General features: G+C 43.2%; 12 protein-coding genes and 1 pseudogene. 2 read left to right on the top strand and 11 right to left on the bottom strand.

Annotation, left to right across the window (positions count from 1 at the left end; all coding sequences use genetic code 11):
• Nucleotide 1 precedes the first annotated feature (1 nt).
• Genes QVC79_RS07670 through QVC79_RS07660 form a run of 3 tightly spaced genes read right to left on the bottom strand, consistent with a single transcriptional unit; the run spans nt 2 to nt 4,066 of the window.
• Nucleotides 2–1,417: a hypothetical protein gene (locus QVC79_RS07670; protein WP_124315750.1), complete on the bottom strand. Its 1,416-nt coding sequence runs from the start codon at nt 1,415–1,417 to the stop codon at nt 2–4.
• 3 nt (nt 1,418–1,420) lie between these two features.
• On the bottom strand, nt 1,421–2,437 hold the full coding sequence (locus QVC79_RS07665; protein WP_270592361.1) for a FimB/Mfa2 family fimbrial subunit: 1,017 nt from the start codon (nt 2,435–2,437) through the stop codon (nt 1,421–1,423).
• A 33-nt stretch (nt 2,438–2,470) separates the two neighbouring features.
• Nucleotides 2,471–4,066, bottom strand: a complete 1,596-nt coding sequence (locus QVC79_RS07660) for an Mfa1 family fimbria major subunit (RefSeq protein ID WP_270592359.1) — start codon at nt 4,064–4,066, stop codon at nt 2,471–2,473.
• Between the two features lie 351 nt (nt 4,067–4,417).
• Between QVC79_RS07660 and QVC79_RS07655 the strand changes: the two genes are divergently transcribed.
• Nucleotides 4,418–5,395, top strand: coding sequence for a hypothetical protein (locus QVC79_RS07655; protein WP_270592357.1), 978 nt, complete (start codon nt 4,418–4,420; stop codon nt 5,393–5,395).
• Nucleotides 5,396–5,608: 213 nt separating this feature from the next.
• Here QVC79_RS07655 and QVC79_RS07650 read toward each other — a convergent pair whose 3' ends face one another.
• A complete protein-coding gene (locus QVC79_RS07650; RefSeq protein ID WP_270592355.1) occupies nt 5,609–6,121 on the bottom strand; it encodes a DUF4494 domain-containing protein in 513 nt (170 codons plus the stop codon).
• A 110-nt stretch (nt 6,122–6,231) separates the two neighbouring features.
• Between QVC79_RS07650 and QVC79_RS07645 the strand changes: the two are divergent.
• Nucleotides 6,232–6,968, top strand: a pseudogene (locus tag QVC79_RS07645) (PD-(D/E)XK nuclease domain-containing protein); the annotation flags it as partial.
• Between the two features lie 143 nt (nt 6,969–7,111).
• On the opposite strand, the gene QVC79_RS07640 reads toward QVC79_RS07645, so the two are convergent.
• The 7 genes from QVC79_RS07640 to QVC79_RS07610 all read right to left on the bottom strand — a co-directional run bounded on the left by QVC79_RS07640 (nt 7,112) and on the right by QVC79_RS07610 (nt 16,599).
• Nucleotides 7,112–8,374, bottom strand: a complete 1,263-nt coding sequence (locus tag QVC79_RS07640) for a thioredoxin family protein (RefSeq protein ID WP_270592353.1) — start codon at nt 8,372–8,374, stop codon at nt 7,112–7,114.
• 69 nt (nt 8,375–8,443) lie between these two features.
• The gene (locus tag QVC79_RS07635) at nt 8,444–8,863 is read right to left on the bottom strand and encodes a hypothetical protein (RefSeq protein ID WP_270592352.1); all 420 of its coding nucleotides are present in this window, start codon (nt 8,861–8,863) and stop codon (nt 8,444–8,446) included.
• 28 nt (nt 8,864–8,891) lie between these two features.
• Nucleotides 8,892–9,542 carry a hypothetical protein gene (locus QVC79_RS07630; RefSeq protein WP_270592351.1) on the bottom strand — a complete coding sequence of 217 codons (651 nt, stop codon included), beginning with the start codon at nt 9,540–9,542 and terminating at the stop codon, nt 8,892–8,894.
• Nucleotides 9,543–9,552: 10 nt separating this feature from the next.
• Nucleotides 9,553–11,160 (bottom strand): RagB/SusD family nutrient uptake outer membrane protein, encoded by a 1,608-nt coding sequence (locus tag QVC79_RS07625; protein WP_270592349.1) that lies wholly within the window; start codon nt 11,158–11,160, stop codon nt 9,553–9,555.
• A 4-nt stretch (nt 11,161–11,164) separates the two neighbouring features.
• Nucleotides 11,165–14,593, bottom strand: a complete 3,429-nt coding sequence (locus QVC79_RS07620) for a SusC/RagA family TonB-linked outer membrane protein (protein ID WP_270592347.1) — start codon at nt 14,591–14,593, stop codon at nt 11,165–11,167.
• Between the two features lie 155 nt (nt 14,594–14,748).
• The gene (locus QVC79_RS07615) at nt 14,749–15,879 is read right to left on the bottom strand and encodes a FecR family protein (RefSeq protein ID WP_270592344.1); all 1,131 of its coding nucleotides are present in this window, start codon (nt 15,877–15,879) and stop codon (nt 14,749–14,751) included.
• Between the two features lie 132 nt (nt 15,880–16,011).
• Nucleotides 16,012–16,599, bottom strand: coding sequence for an RNA polymerase sigma-70 factor (locus QVC79_RS07610; RefSeq protein WP_270592342.1), 588 nt, complete (start codon nt 16,597–16,599; stop codon nt 16,012–16,014).
• Nucleotides 16,600–16,621: the final 22 nt, after the last annotated feature.

Here is a 16,621-nt window from a genome sequence, read left to right as displayed (position 1 = left end):
ATCATGAGCGGGTAACCCGAATGATCTTAATCAGGTTTCCCGCTTTAATTTCAACCAAAGCGTAATATCCCGCGGGAACACTGCCCAAGCTCGCTTTTGCGATGAACTCCGCATTCCGGGATAAATCCCCGTCCGTTCCGGACATATTAACCACCAACCAATCCCGTCCCCCGGCAGTCGTTTCCAAGGGCCGATCATCTTTATCATAGTAGCTAATCTCACCCAACCGCACGCCCTTGGGGAACCCCCGGTCGCTCCTGTTATAGTTTGTCTCCACCGAAATCGAAACAACATCACCCACACGCCCCACATGAAGAACGTCCCGACTTACCCGCAAGTAGTACTGGGGATCGATAATTGTCCCTTGTTCCACCTCGGTCCACGGGAGTACGGCCTGTTCAAATTGTACTGTCTTTTCTTTCACCGTCCCGATGATCCGGTAAATATTATTCCGCCGAATTTCCGTAATCACCCGCGGGCTACTTCCCCCTTCCGGGATAAACTCCGTGAGTGCGGTGCGGATGCCTCTCTCCCCTTCCGGAGAACTTAGTCCTCGTATATCCAAAAACAATTTATTCCGGTCATCGGCAACCTCGTAAGTTCGTTCCGGCGTGTAGAACATACATATCCGTTGCGGGGCATCCGATAGTTCCAACACGTTTGCATCCCGGTAATTCCAAATGACGTGTTCGAAACCGGAAGTGGGAGTTTGTATATAACCGAAATTATTCTCGATCTCTAACCCGGTCTGGAAACGGGTTTTATCGGCTTCTGTCCCCGTCACCAGATAGCCCTTCCCGTAAGTATTCTCCAAGAGTACCCTAGAATTCATGGACGTGGAAAGCCGGGCGAAAGCAATCTCGTCGGCTTTCTTCAACCAGAGTTCGACACGGGCCACGGCCCGTTCAATCGTGATCTTCTCGTTGGTCGTGACGTTTTCCTCCACCACGATTTTCCGTTTCACCCCGGACATCGGAATCCCGGACATCAAGGGTTGCACATGATCAAAACTAAAGGTATCATCCATCCGGAAAAGCATCTCTTCCAGTTGTTCCGGGGCAATGACCGCATTCAGTACACTCGTCATGACCTGAGGTTCGTTCACTACCACGACAAGCATTTTATCCGGATTCGTCTTCACTTCCAGAGTGGTTTTAAATCGGGTTGCATCACGTTCCTCGTCACCCAAGGCTACTAACTCGTTTATGTCCAACGTCGGGGAAACAGAAGCATCATCGAACACGACAAAACGAACCGTTCGAACAAAATCATGTTCATCGGCCCCCCGCACGAGTATTTCCACGTCGATCTTTCCCCGCGAACCGAGAGATTCTCCCCCTCCATCCTCCGAACGCTCCCCGATGCAGGCCACCAAGAAGAACAGAATCCAAACGATATGTAACATTTTGCTTTTCATACATCAAACCTCTATGTCATTACGCCAAACGATCCACCCGTTGACCTCAATACTCAAAGCCACGAAACCGGACGGGTTTTCCCCCTCTTTGTACAGGATCACCAAACGCCACTCGCTTTGCCGGTCGAGAAATTCCTGCACGGGGAGCGTACTCCCGTCCGGACGCAGCATCGGTTTTCTCGACTCCAAGAGTTTCATCAAATCATAATCCCATGCCCGCAATCCGGTCCGTGTATCATAGACGATCAGTTTATAATCGTAATCCTCATCGTAAAGTAGCCTAACCGTATTCACGTGGCCTTCTGACAAGACTTCCGGCCCCTCGCCCGCCATCAGGGAATAGGGCATGTAAGTCACGGGTTCCTGCACCCGGGGAACGTTATCATGTCCGTAGACCGCTCCCTCGGGTGTCAGGATTTCAAAAATAAAAGCGGGACGGTCCGCACGTCCCGCACTACTACCACCCACTTCAGCTAGTAACACGTGAAAATGATTCGTATTTTTAACCAAAGACACCGGGTACACGCCCCGATCCGCTTTATAATCAATCTCTATCGTTTTCCCGATCCACAAAGGGGAAAATTCATGAGACACGGTCTGAGAGATCCGTTCTAAAGCGATCCGCACGTCCTCTAACATCGTTTCGCCCGGGGAAAGCGCATTCCCCCGCACATCCGATACCCGGAAATGATTGGTCAAACCTCCCACGGTCAAGATCTTGTAGTGTCCCACGGGTAGATTATCAGCCAGCAACATTTGCTTTCCCCCGACGAGTTCTTCCCGCCGGGCATGTTTCGTAAAAAGAAAACGCTCATCAGTATCAAACACGAATATGTCAACCGTGTTGACCCACGGATCGAACGAGTCGACATATTCCATATTATAATTATAGATAAATTCCAAGTACACGCCACAGTTGTCCGTATCTTCCTTTATCACGTCGCATGACCACAGAAACAAGCACGCCAACGCGATACCTATCCTTTGGCTCCAATCCCGATATAACCTTCCCGTGTTCATACGTTGAAATTTTATAATCCAGATTCTCAATCATTAAATGTCGATCTCGTTTTCCCAGATAATCCACGGTGCGACCTCCACGGTGATTCCCAAATACCCGGTAGAAGTATCGATAGGATCATCCGGATCGGGATCGCCGGGACCGGGATTATCAATATCCGGGAACCAAGGTGTTCCGGGACCTTTCACTAAACCCAAGGTCAACTTATACCAGTTATTTCGCACGACACCATATTTCCCGAAAGCCATGTGTTCATCAGTATCATTATCATGACGAATCTCGTAATAATAGTAACAGAGGCCCTCTTGATACCACTGGATAACCGGGGTTTTCCCATTTTTAAGGACTTCCCCTCCATTCTTAACCTGCGCCAAATCGGATGTTTCCAAGGTTTTAAACGATGTCCCGCTAAGATTCACATCACTATGCTTATCCGCGTAAGATCGTATGCTAGAGTACATGGCCTCGCAGGCGGCCTTCAGGTTAGGCCCCACGTCACTGGCATTGTACGCCGCTTTCAGGTCATCAAAATTAGCATACGTTTTACCAGCAAAACTAAACCAATCTCCTGTCCCGACATGATTTTCAGGATAATATATCCCTTTGATCACGACACGGGTGGCATTCTCGAATATCTGGGCATTGTCATTCATCGTGTTCTCGATGCAATAAATTCCGTTTGCAGCCGCCATCCAAGAGTAAGGGGCAACCAGTTCCGGTTCATACGTCGTCTGGTTGACCGAGGCATTCACGATCCCCGTGGCATCCGTGAAATTCGGGTCCTTGGTATAAAAATTACTGACGTAACTTCCCCCGGACGAATGAATCACGGTAAGTAGGGTTTTCTCGGCAAAAGGATAGAACGTACTGTTCACCACGTCAAGTGTCCAGTTTTTAAACGTGAAGGTCGCCCCGGTAGGTTCAACAACGACGTTATCATTATTATCCCCTTTAAGTTTCAACTCCACTTTAGAGGCCAGACGTTCAATTTTCACGTCGACCCGGTTACCCTCTTTCTCGGCCTCTTCAATAGCATTCTCTTCTTTCAGGTCCTTCGACACCACTTGAATTTTACCGACAAGACTAATCAACGGATCGGTAATTTTATCCCCAGCTTGTTTCCCACTCTCATTCCCGCTGTTGATCATCGTGAACCCCTTGGCGATAGCGTCCACCTTATCTGTAATCTCCGCCATGGTAACCTCTTTCACTGCCGCATTTATCGTGGAGAAGGTGGTTCGATCATTGATATTTTCAATCACATCCAACAGTTTATCTCCCGGATTGGCTATCACCAGTAGCTTTTCAGAGGCCGCCGAGATTTTGATGGCATCCGGTTTCGAAGCGGCATTCTCGATCTTGGTATAGTACTCTGTCGTCTTGGGTATACCGACCACTTTTTCCGTTTCGTCGAAAGTTATCAAGTAGAGAGTCTTCAAATCACTTTCATTCATACCCGCGTTTTCACCCGAGGAGCGAGCCTCGTTTTTTTCTGTTTTAACTTGAAGAGAAATGTAAGCCACGTCAGCCACTCCGCCACCTACCGGCGACTTATCTTCCTTCTCATTCACACAACCGACAAAAACGATCGCCGCCAGTGTTAACATTAGAACCATTCTATTTTTCATTCGCTTGCTTTTATAATATTATATTCTAAATACAAAAGTAGGCCATCAAGATCGCCCGAAAAAGACAACTTTAGTCCATTGCCCCGCGGTCAATCATACATTTTTGCGGAATTTCTGCCATTTTTGATTTTATCCATACCATAAATAGACGTTGGCATTGCATATCCTCCATCTCAGAGGATTTACCATTTTGCCATTCTCCGAAACGGAGAATCATTCAAGAGGAAGAATCTATTCTTAAAACAACCCGCGTTTTAACGTAATATTAAAAAAAATCCTCTGGATTTATGTTTATATTTGATTATTGTTTCACAATTATCTGAATCGAGTATATGACTAAATAGAACCACCATGAGAAAAAAAGATCTTCATGATAAATTCATCGAGGAACTACACAAAAGAAATTCCAAGAGAGCTGAACTTATTAATCAGGTGTCGGACATACTGAAACTGGAAAAAGAGTCGGTCTACCGGAGGATGGCGGGTAAAGTAAATTTTTCCATCCGGGAAATGGGAATACTGGCCAAAATTCTGAATATCTCGCTCGATAGTCTTTTATACCAAGAAGAAGACATCCAATGGCTCCCATTCATACTGGAAACCCCGTTAAAATTTCACTCTATCGATACCCTATGTGACATGATAGACCTTAATTTTAAACATATCGAAGAGATCAACCGGGACGAACCCGGCACGAGCGGGAATGTCTACCACTCGTTGCCTCTGGAATGTTTCATACATTCCCCGCTTATGATGAAATTCATGTTCTTTAAATGGGGGTACTATTTCGTGCAATCCGACGAGTATAACAATTTTTCCCAGTGGAAACTTCCCCCTAGGTTGTCGACTATCGGTGAAAAATATCATGACGTGTATAACTTTCAACACGTTTTTTATATTTGGGATAGCTCGCTAATTTGGGCATTATCTAAAGAGATAAGTAATTTTTACAAAACACATATTATTTCCGAACAGGAAAAAGAAGACATCAAAAATGAACTCAAACTTATACTTTCACAATTAGAAAAGACACTAAACGGAACCCGTACTCCCCGCATTCCCTTCCCACCCGAAACGGATTTTCTCGTGTCGTCAATTAACGTGGGCTTTTCCAGTAGTTATTTCTTTTCCGGCAACAAACATCTCGCCTTGTTCCAAACGAATTTCAGCTTTTCGATGATACAGGATTCGGAAGACAATTTCAATAAGATAAAAGAATGGATTAACTCGCTATGCCATATTTCCACACTTCTTTCTAGGAGCGGACGCATCGAGAGACGGTTGTTTTTCAACACGCAATACCGGATTATAGATGAAGTGTTAAAATAATAATGGGACTGTACAAAAAGTCATTCTTCAAACTCCCTCCCCCCTTCGGGGTACTCCCTCTATAAACAGAGGGAGAGCTGAAATACTCTCTATCTTCGGAGTAAATCACCAGCTCCTCCTCTGTTTATAGAGGAGGTGGCACGAAGTGACGGAGGAGTTTCTTGAAATAAAATTGACTTTTTGTACAACCCCATTATTTCAATATATTTTACACTAAGCGTCTATCTCTGCCTCTTGTTCAAAATCGCCCAACGGCTTTAAGTTGGACGGGATTTCTTGCTCTGCGTCATCAGAGAAATAAGGGAACACATCCATAATATTCGTATCGGTCAAAGAGCTGATCTCGAAAGGTACCACGTAGGTTGACAGGCTCTTCTGCAAATTAGCCAACGCTTTCTCAATATCCGCTGCCGCCACCAAATAATACTGGTGAGATTTTTTCTCTTTACCACTGATCTGGTCCGCATCAATAATCGCCACTTTCGCCTTGAACCACTTATCGTCATTCCCGTCATTCGACTCCACCAACTCCGTGATGTTCGATTTCTTCAATCCCACGATATAAAAATCTCCCTGAATCATCTCCCGCAGATTTTCCGTGATCCGGCTCTCCGCCTCCGTGTAGGACATCGCATCTAACAAATACAACTCGGACATCTTTTTCTCTTTTCCATCCTCGCCAACTTTCACGTATTTTACCTTCGCTTCAAACCAATTTGCTGTCATTTCTTCTCTATTTTTATGTGTTTAATTCTACAGCAAAAGTAAAATAATCTCCCCAAAATTATTCCACGGGTCACAAAAATATTCCGCATATAACACGTACGAATCATTACCTTGTTGACGAATACGATAAACCCATGTTGCAAGCGATCAATAATGACGAGTTACAACGGGAATTCCGAAACACGTTGAAACCATTTTACGGGGCCTTGAAAACCATGGACGGGGACATAAAATTTGCCTTAGGAATTCGGTAGTTATTGGTTCGAAACAGGCACTCCCACCTAGTTGGTCGAATTATTGAAACAAAATCATTATAACCTCGAACAGATGTCTCAGGAAGAGACGAATTCCGAGGTCCTCAATAGTATTTATACCGACGAAAAACCTATCCCCGTGATTTATCAAATTCCTAATGCCTTTCTATACAAACGTGAATAAAGTGGAGTCTCCGTTCGAGATCCAACAATTCGTGAAAGAGATTAGAACCGACCAACCGGATGCCTTCCTGCATCGCCTGCAAAGCTTCTTTGCCGACACGCCTTACGAGTTGATCCGGGATTTGGAAGTACACTATCAAAACGTACTTTTTATTGTTTTCCGTCTTGTAAGTTTCTACGTGAAAGAGGGATATCACACATCCGAAGGCCGGGTGGATCTCGTACTGCAAACCGACCGTTACATCTACGTGATGGAATTCAAACTGGAAGGTTCTGCCGAAGAAGCCTTGCAACAAATCAAAGCGAAACATTACGCCCGACCATTTGAAGCGGATTCCCGACAGTTGTTCAAAATCGGGATTAACTTTGATAATAATACTCGGAATATCGAGAGATGGATCGTGGAATAAAACTTGATAAAAAGAAAGTAATACCGTGACCCATTCTTCACGCACCTAAAGAAAGCCCCGGTATTACTTTTTGGTTAGGCATCGATAAACCTGTTACATTACTAATTATTTTTGCTTAATATACTATTATACAAACCAATAACTTAAGATAACAGATCCATTTTTTCCCTCAAACGTACCTGCAAATTAATATCACCTGTTTGGAATGAGAGCATGTAAGCTTCATTATAACAACTTTTGGCTTTCTCGTTGTTTTCCAACACCTGATAGCAATCGCCTGCCATTATCAAATACCTCACCCGTGTCGCCATATCGGAATTCCCCGACAAAAGCTTATCCAGCCACGACAAGGCTGCTGTGGCAGACTCTTCTGTCAACTTATTGGCAACGGCATCCATCAAGGCAACCACGGCACGCTGGTAATCACTCGGACTGGCAAGATCTCCCATTTTATCAAAAAATTCCTTTTGCAAGCGAACATATTTCGCTTGATCTTTTTGAGCATACAAAGCGTAAAAGGCATCAGCTTTAGCTGTCATGAGATACTCCACGGAGAAACTTTTCGTCTTCACCGAGTCGAATACCGATTTCAAATCTCCCTTTATTCTGGCTATCTGTTGTTTATACTCAAGATCCCCATCCATAGCCATGCTTTGTACCAGCCTGTCTTGGTAACTGGCAAAAAATGAAACCAGCGTGTACACGGGTAATATTCGTTGGAATTCCTCTAAATGTTGAATCATGAATTCCACCGGTTCATTCTTTTTCTGCGGTTGCGAGCAATACATCATGATGAGATTAGCATCCTCCCGATTAATCATATTTTCCCGCGGTTTCTGCGCCAGATAATGCTTGATTACTTTCTCTACCCGAAACTGCCATTTTTCCAACTCCTTTTGGTTCCTGATCGTAGCCATCAATTCGGGAGCTTGTAACAAAAAACGTTGCTGCAAATCCAAATTCTTTTTATCTCCCTGCATAGCTACCCATTGGTCTTCTAATGACAAAAGATCTCCAGCAACAAACATCGCTGTCTGCACTAAATCCGTCAAAGAAATTGGTCCTACAATTTGTTTGACAATCTTTCCTTCCGGACTAAAAAACAGCATACTCGGGACTCGAGTCACATCGTACTTTTGGGTAAGCTCTTTCTCCTTTTCAACATCAATTTGCACGCAAATAAATCTCTGGTTAAAATACGCACTGATAATCTCTTGTGAAAAAACTTCTGCCGACATTTGCTCACAAGGCTCACTCCCCGAAGCTACAAAATCCACAAACACAATTTTATTTTCACTTCTAGCTTTTGTCAAAGCTTCACTTAAATTCCCTTTGAAGAAATCAATACCCTGCCCGAACACATTCAGCGTAAACACGCAAAGCAACATTAATAATATGAACCTCATGTACTTTCGTTTTTATTAAAAAATAAAAAGCGGTACCAAATACATTTTGATACCACTTCTTTTTACATATTATTCCTCGATAAGAAAGGTGTAGGCATTTTCAATCACCTGACTATACCCCTCGTTGGTCAGACGAACAGAAACGACATACGTCCCCGCTCCCGCTTTATGTTCTAACGGGTAAAACATAGCACCGCCCCCACGGATTGTCAACTCCTCCTTAAACAAAGCGGCTTGCTCCTCCCCTGCCGTAGAAGTCACCGACTCGATCGTAAAAGTAATAGGTGCAGTACCCTCGTACCCTTGCAAACTAAAAGTCATCCAAGGGGCCTTGTTTTCAATCCGAATAGCATCTTTCTCCGGATCCAACGTGCTGGGAATAATCAAAGAATCCGGTTCATAACCCGCATTTTCCGTGATCAAGTAACCGATTGTTTTTTCTTGACATGCAAAACAACAAACAAGCAAACATCCTATCAATATTGTCATTATTCTCATATTTCTTCAGTCGTTAAGTTCAACGTAAATCATCAGACATATTTGTCCAATCATAATAATAAGCCATCGCATGTACCAGACTGTGATCCGGTTCTATATTCGTGGAAACAACATCCTCTAACTTTAATAATGTATGAGTGGATTTAATCGTTATCGCCAAAGCACCTATATCGGAAATTCCCTGCCAACTTCCTCTTTTTGTATACATGGCTAACCGGGTTCCCCCCAAAGTGGTATAATAAGCTCCCCCCTTGATCAGATTTCCCCCTTGACCATCCTCTCCCAAAGGAATGCTATCCCGCCACAACTTTCCGTCCAAAACGTGACAAAGCAAAACTTTTTTGCAGAACTCGGGAGTTAAATCAGCAACTTGACTCAATCCCCGCTCCAGCAAATAACGCCGAATGCTATGATTCGTGATGCCCAAAAAGGTAATTTCAGGATGATCTGGATCTTGCCCCTCGAACAAGCGTACCACGTCATCACCCGCACGATACACCATAAGGGCCGTGGAATCCCAATTATAAGAATTAGCCGGAGCTTCCAGATACTCCAGTAACGAACCGTCGAACCGACCATTACAAATTCCCGTATCAATAAAATTGTTTTTCGTGCAGGCCCCAAGTCCACACAACAAAACGATAATCGCTATAAATTTTGTCGTTTTCATAACCGCTCCTTTATTGTAAAAATTCATTCCAGTAAACATTTTGACGCATTAAATCATTAGCCGTAAAAGCATCATCAGGGACACCGTAATATAACGCTCCGTTTTTAATATCTGTCTCTGTCAAAGCTTCAAATTGCGGTGAAATCTTACGCACATAGTCAAGTCCGTTTCTGCGCAAAGCATAAAAACGATCAAACTCGAAAAACAACTCTTTCTCCCTCTCATGGAAAATGGCATATTGTAAATCACCATCTCTAGCCGGATCATAATCATGCATACGGTTACCGTATGCCCGTTCCCGAATTGCATTCAAATCATCGGCCGCGTTAGGAAGATTTTGTCTCGCACGACACTCCGCCCGTAACAAAAGAATATCTGCCAAACGCCACACGATTTTGTCCATATCCATTCCTCGGTAATTTAATTTACCACTCCAAGAATCAAGCTCGTAAAACGCATTCCGGAAAACGTTCACGTACGCAAACTCAATGTCATCGTTATCAAAGGTCAGCAAACCGATATCCCCGTTTTCCAAATCATTGTCGTAAGAACCTTCCTTCGGACGCATCGTGTCCGCCACCAGTTCCTTACCCTGACTGTACATAAATATGGAATCTGCATCCAACCAAGTAAAATAAGCGTTCCGACGCAAATCCTCCTTGTCATACATCGTATTGACAGTCGTTTTCCTGACAGCATACATCGGCCATTTGCTCGGGTTCATCTGTGAATTCTTTTTAACAGGAAACTCCACAAATTGTGCCTGAAAATAAGCCTCCGGGGTCAACATTTCCGTTTTTGTCTTGTATATCTCCCATATACTCTCCGCATGCCCACGAAGCAACACCCCGGTACACACCTCTTCCGGATCCTTGGCCAACGAATAGTTACCCACCTCACCATTGATGATCATAGAACAATATTTCTCGGCTTCCGCCCAAAATTCCGGCTTTCCCTCAATCTCGGCTCTCCAAGAATAAATGTGAGCCAATAAGGCAGCCGCAGCACCTTTCGACGCATATTGCTTGGTTCCTCGTTGTTTCCCGTCAGAGTCCTTCAGATTCTCCCACGTCGGCAGATCCATCGCCTTCAAAGCCCACTTGGTCGCTTCCTCCAAAACATCCCCGACCGGACTTTTCGCTATTTTATCCATGTACAAGGAGCCTTTCGTGATAGGACATTCTCCCCAACGCTGAGCAAGATAGTAATAAGCCAAGCCTTTGGAAAAATAAGCCTGTAGCGCATATATATCTAGGATTTCGTCAGAAAGAGGGAAACGATGTAGATTATCTAAAATCACATCGGCATAATTGATCGTTCTATAATATTCCTTCCAATTAACACGGGTATAGACATTTATATCTAAACCTTTTGCCTGATTGATCTCAAGATCTTGAGTCGAGTCAACGAGCAAGCCGGCAGAGACATGTGGTTCATAAATTTGGTTCAACACCATTTTTCGTTCCTGAGATTTCAACGAGTTCAGCAAAGCCTCTGCATCTTTCTCCGTTTGAAAAAAACTTGTAAACGTCGTTGAATTTTCCGGAACGACATCAATAAAATCGGCACACCGGGCAAAAAGTAATAACATCATTATCCCATAAATCAATCTTCTCATCTCACTAAAAATTAAGAGTTAAACCTATCGAATATTTTCTTGGCAACGGATAAGCACTTCCACTATCAATGCCTTTATACACATCAACCACCTCCGGATTCTCCCCGGAATAATTACTCAGATAAAATAAATTCTCCATTGTGACGAAAAAGCGGATACCAGAGAATCCTATCTTCTTTGACACCTTTTTAGCTACATCATATCCAACGGTCAACTGTTTCAAACTAACGGAATGTACCTTCTCCACCCGCTTGTCCGTTTGCATCTCAAAATCATAACCAAAAAACGGATAATCAGCATCGTCTCCAGGTTTTTCCCAAAAATCCATATCAGTGGGATTCACATTAATTACAGTTTGATAGATAGATTTAGGTCTCATATTAATCATGCTTCGTCCCAACGCATAATTAAACAACATGTTCAAACTAAAATTCTTCCATGTCAATTCATTCACCCATCCACCATAAGCCAACGGTTGTGCTGTCCCCACGTAATACATATCATCAGTACCGATTCTACCGTCCCCATTCAGGTCCAATAACTTTTGCCGTCCGACCATACCACTCGTACCCGTCATAGGGTCCACACTAGTTCCTAAATATTCTTGACTACCATCTATTTTCCAATTTATCGGAACTTCATCATCCGAGTCATAAAAACCGTCTTCCGCATAGACCATCAATCCGGAAGTGGGGCGTCCAATAATAAGCCCATCTTTATCTTTCCCATCATAGGATTTTTCAAAACGGTTCCAGTTACGGGAAATATTAAACTTCGTCCGCCACAACACAGCATGATTCCTTAAAATATCCGCTTCCAACTCCAATTCGATCCCCTCGTTAGACAGTTCCATAGCGTTTTCCGTCCGCGCACCGGCAAGCAAGATCGTACCCGGCAGTTCAACGTTATAAATCAACGATGAAGTTAACTTATAATAATAATCCAATTTCATCTTTAACCGGTAATCAAACATATCCAAGTCCAAACCGATGTCATATTGTTCAGATTTCTCCCAAGTCAAGTCCGGGCTGATCATCGTGTTCGGGATCATGCCATTATTCTCCATAAACGCATCACTATCGACAGACATTAACCCGTGAGCCAGGTATTCATCCGTAAATATTTGCCCAGAAGTACCATAACTTGCTCGTAATTTTCCCCAGTCAAGCCAGCTAGCCCAACGCATGAAGGGTTCCTCCGAAAAAGCCCACCCCACGGCAACAGAAGGGAATGTCGCCCAACGATGATCCTCTCCAAAAGTAGAAGAACCATCGCGACGAAGAGTTCCTTCCACCAAATAACGCTGTTTGTAGTTATATCCCACACGGGTAAAGTAACTCAACATCGTTTTCTCCCTAAAATCAGAGTAGTAACTCGTCATGGATTCCCAATTCTCATAATCTCCGTATCCATGATTCTTGATCGGCTGATTAATATTCGGATTATAATAGTAAATATTGTCACTAGGACCTCCTCTACCATGACCGTTGATATAATGATATTGCTCTTTATTGATATCCATTCCCAGCAAAACTTCTAAATTATGTTTTTCCTTAAACGACTTGTTATAACGTAACAGCACGTTCCCCAAAACCGTAATCGAACGGGAAATAGATCCTTCCGATCTATTCTCTTCCCAGCTTGAAGCATCTAACCAACTCGGAGAAAAGATATTAGAATTACTTTGAGAGAAATCGACACTAGCACTTCCCGTCAACGAGAACCCTTTCCAAAAAGCGTATTGCAAATAAACAGATCCCATTGCCCGGTAAGCATCGGATTTATCTTTTTTCGCATTCGCATTTCTCAACCATTCTGCTTCCACCTCGGAAGAATTAGAGAGCAACGTTGAGGTACTACTAGGATCTGCCGTTATTACCTCAAAACGATTATGAGACATCAAATTTCGGGTATCCCGATCTTTGTTCGTATAAGCCAGATACAATCGCACATTTAAATCCAATCCTTTCGTGGGCTTTGCCGTCAGATTAGAGGATAAATTGTAACGACCGTAAGAACTATTTATAGCAATACCCGTCTCCTCGTAATACCCGGCACCAACCATATATTGCATGCGCTCACTTCCCCCGGATGCCTGAAGATTGGCATTCAAGATTTTTCCCGTTTTATAAACGTATTTCCACCAGTTCGTGCTATTGTTGAAATACGGGTTCAAACTATCTTGTAAATAGTCTGAAATCTTTTGTTGCAGATGTCCGTTTCCCCAAAAACCATCATACGTTCCAGAAAAAGCCTCGTAAACATCTTCATAAGAAGTCGGCCAACTCCATTTCCTGGTGGTGTAGTCATACATCGCACCCCGATCATTTTTCAATCGTTCCAAATTAATAATCCGCTCCATCCGTCCTCCAACCTGCTCGGGATATGCCATTAATTGAGAAGCAGAATAAGAAACGTTTGCAGAAAATTTAGCTTCACCGGCTCGTCCTTTTTTTGTCGTAATCAAAATCACTCCGTTCCCCGCACGAGAACCGTAAATAGAAGCAGCTGCCGCATCTTTCAACACCTCCACGGATTCAATCATGGCAGGGTCAATATCCGCCATCGTGTTGGTACCGGACACCGGAGACACGAATGAGTGCATGGGTACTCCATCTATCACGTAAAGCGGCTGACCATCGCTAGCCCCACTCGTCATCAAGGAATTATACCCCCGGATAGCTACCATCTGGGCACTTCCCGGTGCCCCGGACTGGTTCACCACCATCACTCCCGCCATCCGGCCTTGCAACATATTTACCAAACTTGCCGTGGGTAATTCTTTCATTTCTTCTGCCGTCACCCGGGATATGGCACTGATTACCTCGCGTTTTTTCTGAGAACCGTAAGCCCGTACTACCACCTCATCCAAATTTGAAACATCTTCTTTCATATAGATGTGAAGCGTGTCTGTTTTTTCCGTGAACTCTATTTCTTGATCTTTATAGCCCACAAAAGAAAACTTCAATTTTCCTTTCAATATCGGCAAATCAATGGCAAACCAACCATTATTGATAGATACCGTACCGACAGAAGTTCCCACTACTTGAATGGTAACCCCAGGCATGGGTATTTTTTTTTCGTCATACACGAATCCTTTCAGTCGAACACTTTTCTTATTAACTTGTGGGTCCGCCGATGCAGGTGATATGATAATAGTCTTACCAATAAATTGATACGAGAATCGCTCTCCTAGAACAGCTTTTAAAACATCTTCAATATTCGCCCTCAATGCCGGAATCTCCACGACTTGTTTTATATCAAGTTCGTCATCACTATAAAAAATATCATACTGTAACTGTAACGTAATTGTATTAAACACTTGGTCTATCGTCATCCGCTTTTGCTCAAACGACACATTTTCCGCCTGCCCGTAAGTTGTAGCATGTACTTGCATCAACCCAATTAAAATTCCAAAACAAACTAGCTTCATAAGCAATAACATTTTTTTTATTCTACTTTTCCAGTAGAATAAGCCTACATCATCATTTTTTTTCATAGATTTGTAATTACATTGTTATTTATTAATCCTCACGGGTTAAGAATCAGGACGAGAGCCGCAATCTCTCGTTCTTTCTTTTTACCGTGTTATTTATTATTTTTCAAACTGGCTGTCACCACATTTCCTTTTATATTAAATTGTACATCAGAAGTCATTTCCAAGAATTTCAACATATCCTGTAAAGGTTCATGCTTGTTGATCACCCCCGAGAAACGGCGGTTTTTGATACTCTCGCTCGTGTAGAACATGGTGAAGTCATACCATCGTTCTAATTTCCCCACTAACTCTTCAAATGTATACGCTTTGAAATAAAATTTTCCATCCCGCCAAGACGAGTACAATTCCGGTAGAACTTCCTTTAGCTCCCCTTTTCCGGTTTTCAAATTAATTTGATACTGCTCATCGGGTTTCATCAACACTTTTTCCTCTCCTCGTGCAATCATCACGGAGCCTTCAATCAAAGTGGTCTGCCAAAAACGATCTTCCGGGTAAGCACACACATTAAAGGATGTTCCCAATACTCGCACATTTCCAGCTTCCGTACGCACGTAGAAAGGTCGGTTTGTATCTTTTTTTACCTCGAAATAAGCCTCTCCTTCCAAAAACACCTCTCGCTGATCTAGTGCAAATTTCTCTGGAAAACGTAAAGAGGATTCTGAATTAACCCAAACTATAGTCCCATCGGGTAATTCTAGAGAATACTCACCACCTTTAGGCACAATCAATTCATTAATTATCAATGAATTTTGATCAGACTCTTCATTAATATGGTAAGAAACTTTCCCCGTCACCGTGTCATTCACGATCTCCACTCCCGCATTTCCCGAGGAATAAACTCCTTGATGCTCGTTTAATGCTAACCGTACTCCCGTTCCCAAACGCAATTCTGCCTGTAACCTACCGGGTTTTATCACTTCAGCACGTACAATTTTTTCCTTCGGCTCCGGACGGGTAACGACATAAACCAAAGAAACACCCAATACAAATATGGCCGCATATTTACAAACCGACAACATCCATTTTCTACCCCTTTTCGGCTGTATTTTCCGCCATGCGTTATCCACGTCATAACGATGGGAACTCAATCCGTGCATGGCCTGTCGGATCTCGAATTGTTGTTGCAATATCTTTTTTTCCTCCTGAGATAGCTCTCCCTCCTCCGGCCTTCGCCACAGAGAAGTCAAACGCTCCCAATTATTTTCCAGAAAATCGTTCATTTTGTATCTATTTTCCTATACGACAATCATCCTTCAAAAGAAGGTGAGTTAAAAATGAACTTTTTTCAAGAAAAATATCACACATTAAAAAAAGATCTGATTATCAAGACCTATATATTCAATTCATGTCATCTATCTTTGGCCTTGTAAAGCAATAAAAAGCAATACGGAAGTGTGTTCTCCACCTACCCTAGCTCGAATATCCCGATACGCTTTCATCACGTGAGACTTCACGGTATTCACCGATATCCCCAATTCATCCGCAATCTCCTTGTATTTTTTCCCGTCTAAACAACTCATCGTGAACACCGTCCGGCATTGCGCAGGTAAAGTTTGCAGAACCTCTTTTATTTGCTCCACACGTTGCATCTCCTCTTCCGAGTAATCAGAATTTTGTAGATCTTCAATAAACGCCATCAATGACGCTCCATGTTTTCGCTCTATCATTTTATGTTTCAATACATTTAAAGCCCGGAAACGTACCGAAGTAAAAAGATAAGATTTCACGGACTCCTGCACCCGAACCTCCTGCCGACTTTTCCAGAGATACGTGAAAAGATCCTGCACCACATCCTCTGCCTCCGCCTGATCACCAAGAATCATGACTGCATAATCGCACAATGGCATATAGAACATCCGAAACACTTGTTCAAATGCCCCTTGGTCTCCATTCTTTATTTTAGAGAAAACTTCTTCCATGATACAATTCTCACCACTCATGGAGACAAACTTACGCAAAAAT

It is taken from the genome of Butyricimonas sp. (genome assembly GCF_019423355.1).
GTDB lineage: Bacteria > Bacteroidota > Bacteroidia > Bacteroidales > Marinifilaceae > Butyricimonas > Butyricimonas faecihominis.
The sequence above is the reverse complement of the archived record's forward strand: the minus strand, read 5'-3'. Positions and strand labels throughout refer to the sequence as shown.

What these genes read in the sequence shown, in the direction of transcription:
- QVC79_RS07655 (WP_270592357.1), top strand. Translation starts at nt 4,418, where the DNA reads ATGAGAAAAAAAGATCTTCATGATAAATTCATCGAGGAACTACACAAA.
- QVC79_RS07625 (WP_270592349.1), bottom strand. Translation starts at nt 11,160, where the DNA reads ATGAGAAGATTGATTTATGGGATAATGATGTTATTACTTTTTGCCCGG.
- QVC79_RS07610 (WP_270592342.1), bottom strand. Translation starts at nt 16,599, where the DNA reads ATGAGTGGTGAGAATTGTATCATGGAAGAAGTTTTCTCTAAAATAAAG.
- QVC79_RS07640 (WP_270592353.1), bottom strand. Translation starts at nt 8,374, where the DNA reads ATGAGGTTCATATTATTAATGTTGCTTTGCGTGTTTACGCTGAATGTG.
- QVC79_RS07665 (WP_270592361.1), bottom strand. Translation starts at nt 2,437, where the DNA reads ATGAACACGGGAAGGTTATATCGGGATTGGAGCCAAAGGATAGGTATC.
- QVC79_RS07630 (WP_270592351.1), bottom strand. Translation starts at nt 9,542, where the DNA reads ATGAAAACGACAAAATTTATAGCGATTATCGTTTTGTTGTGTGGACTT.
- QVC79_RS07660 (WP_270592359.1), bottom strand. Translation starts at nt 4,066, where the DNA reads ATGAAAAATAGAATGGTTCTAATGTTAACACTGGCGGCGATCGTTTTT.
- QVC79_RS07615 (WP_270592344.1), bottom strand. Translation starts at nt 15,879, where the DNA reads ATGAACGATTTTCTGGAAAATAATTGGGAGCGTTTGACTTCTCTGTGG.
- QVC79_RS07635 (WP_270592352.1), bottom strand. Translation starts at nt 8,863, where the DNA reads ATGACAATATTGATAGGATGTTTGCTTGTTTGTTGTTTTGCATGTCAA.
- QVC79_RS07670 (WP_124315750.1), bottom strand. Translation starts at nt 1,417, where the DNA reads ATGAAAAGCAAAATGTTACATATCGTTTGGATTCTGTTCTTCTTGGTG.
- QVC79_RS07650 (WP_270592355.1), bottom strand. Translation starts at nt 6,121, where the DNA reads ATGACAGCAAATTGGTTTGAAGCGAAGGTAAAATACGTGAAAGTTGGC.
- QVC79_RS07620 (WP_270592347.1), bottom strand. Translation starts at nt 14,593, where the DNA reads ATGAAGCTAGTTTGTTTTGGAATTTTAATTGGGTTGATGCAAGTACAT.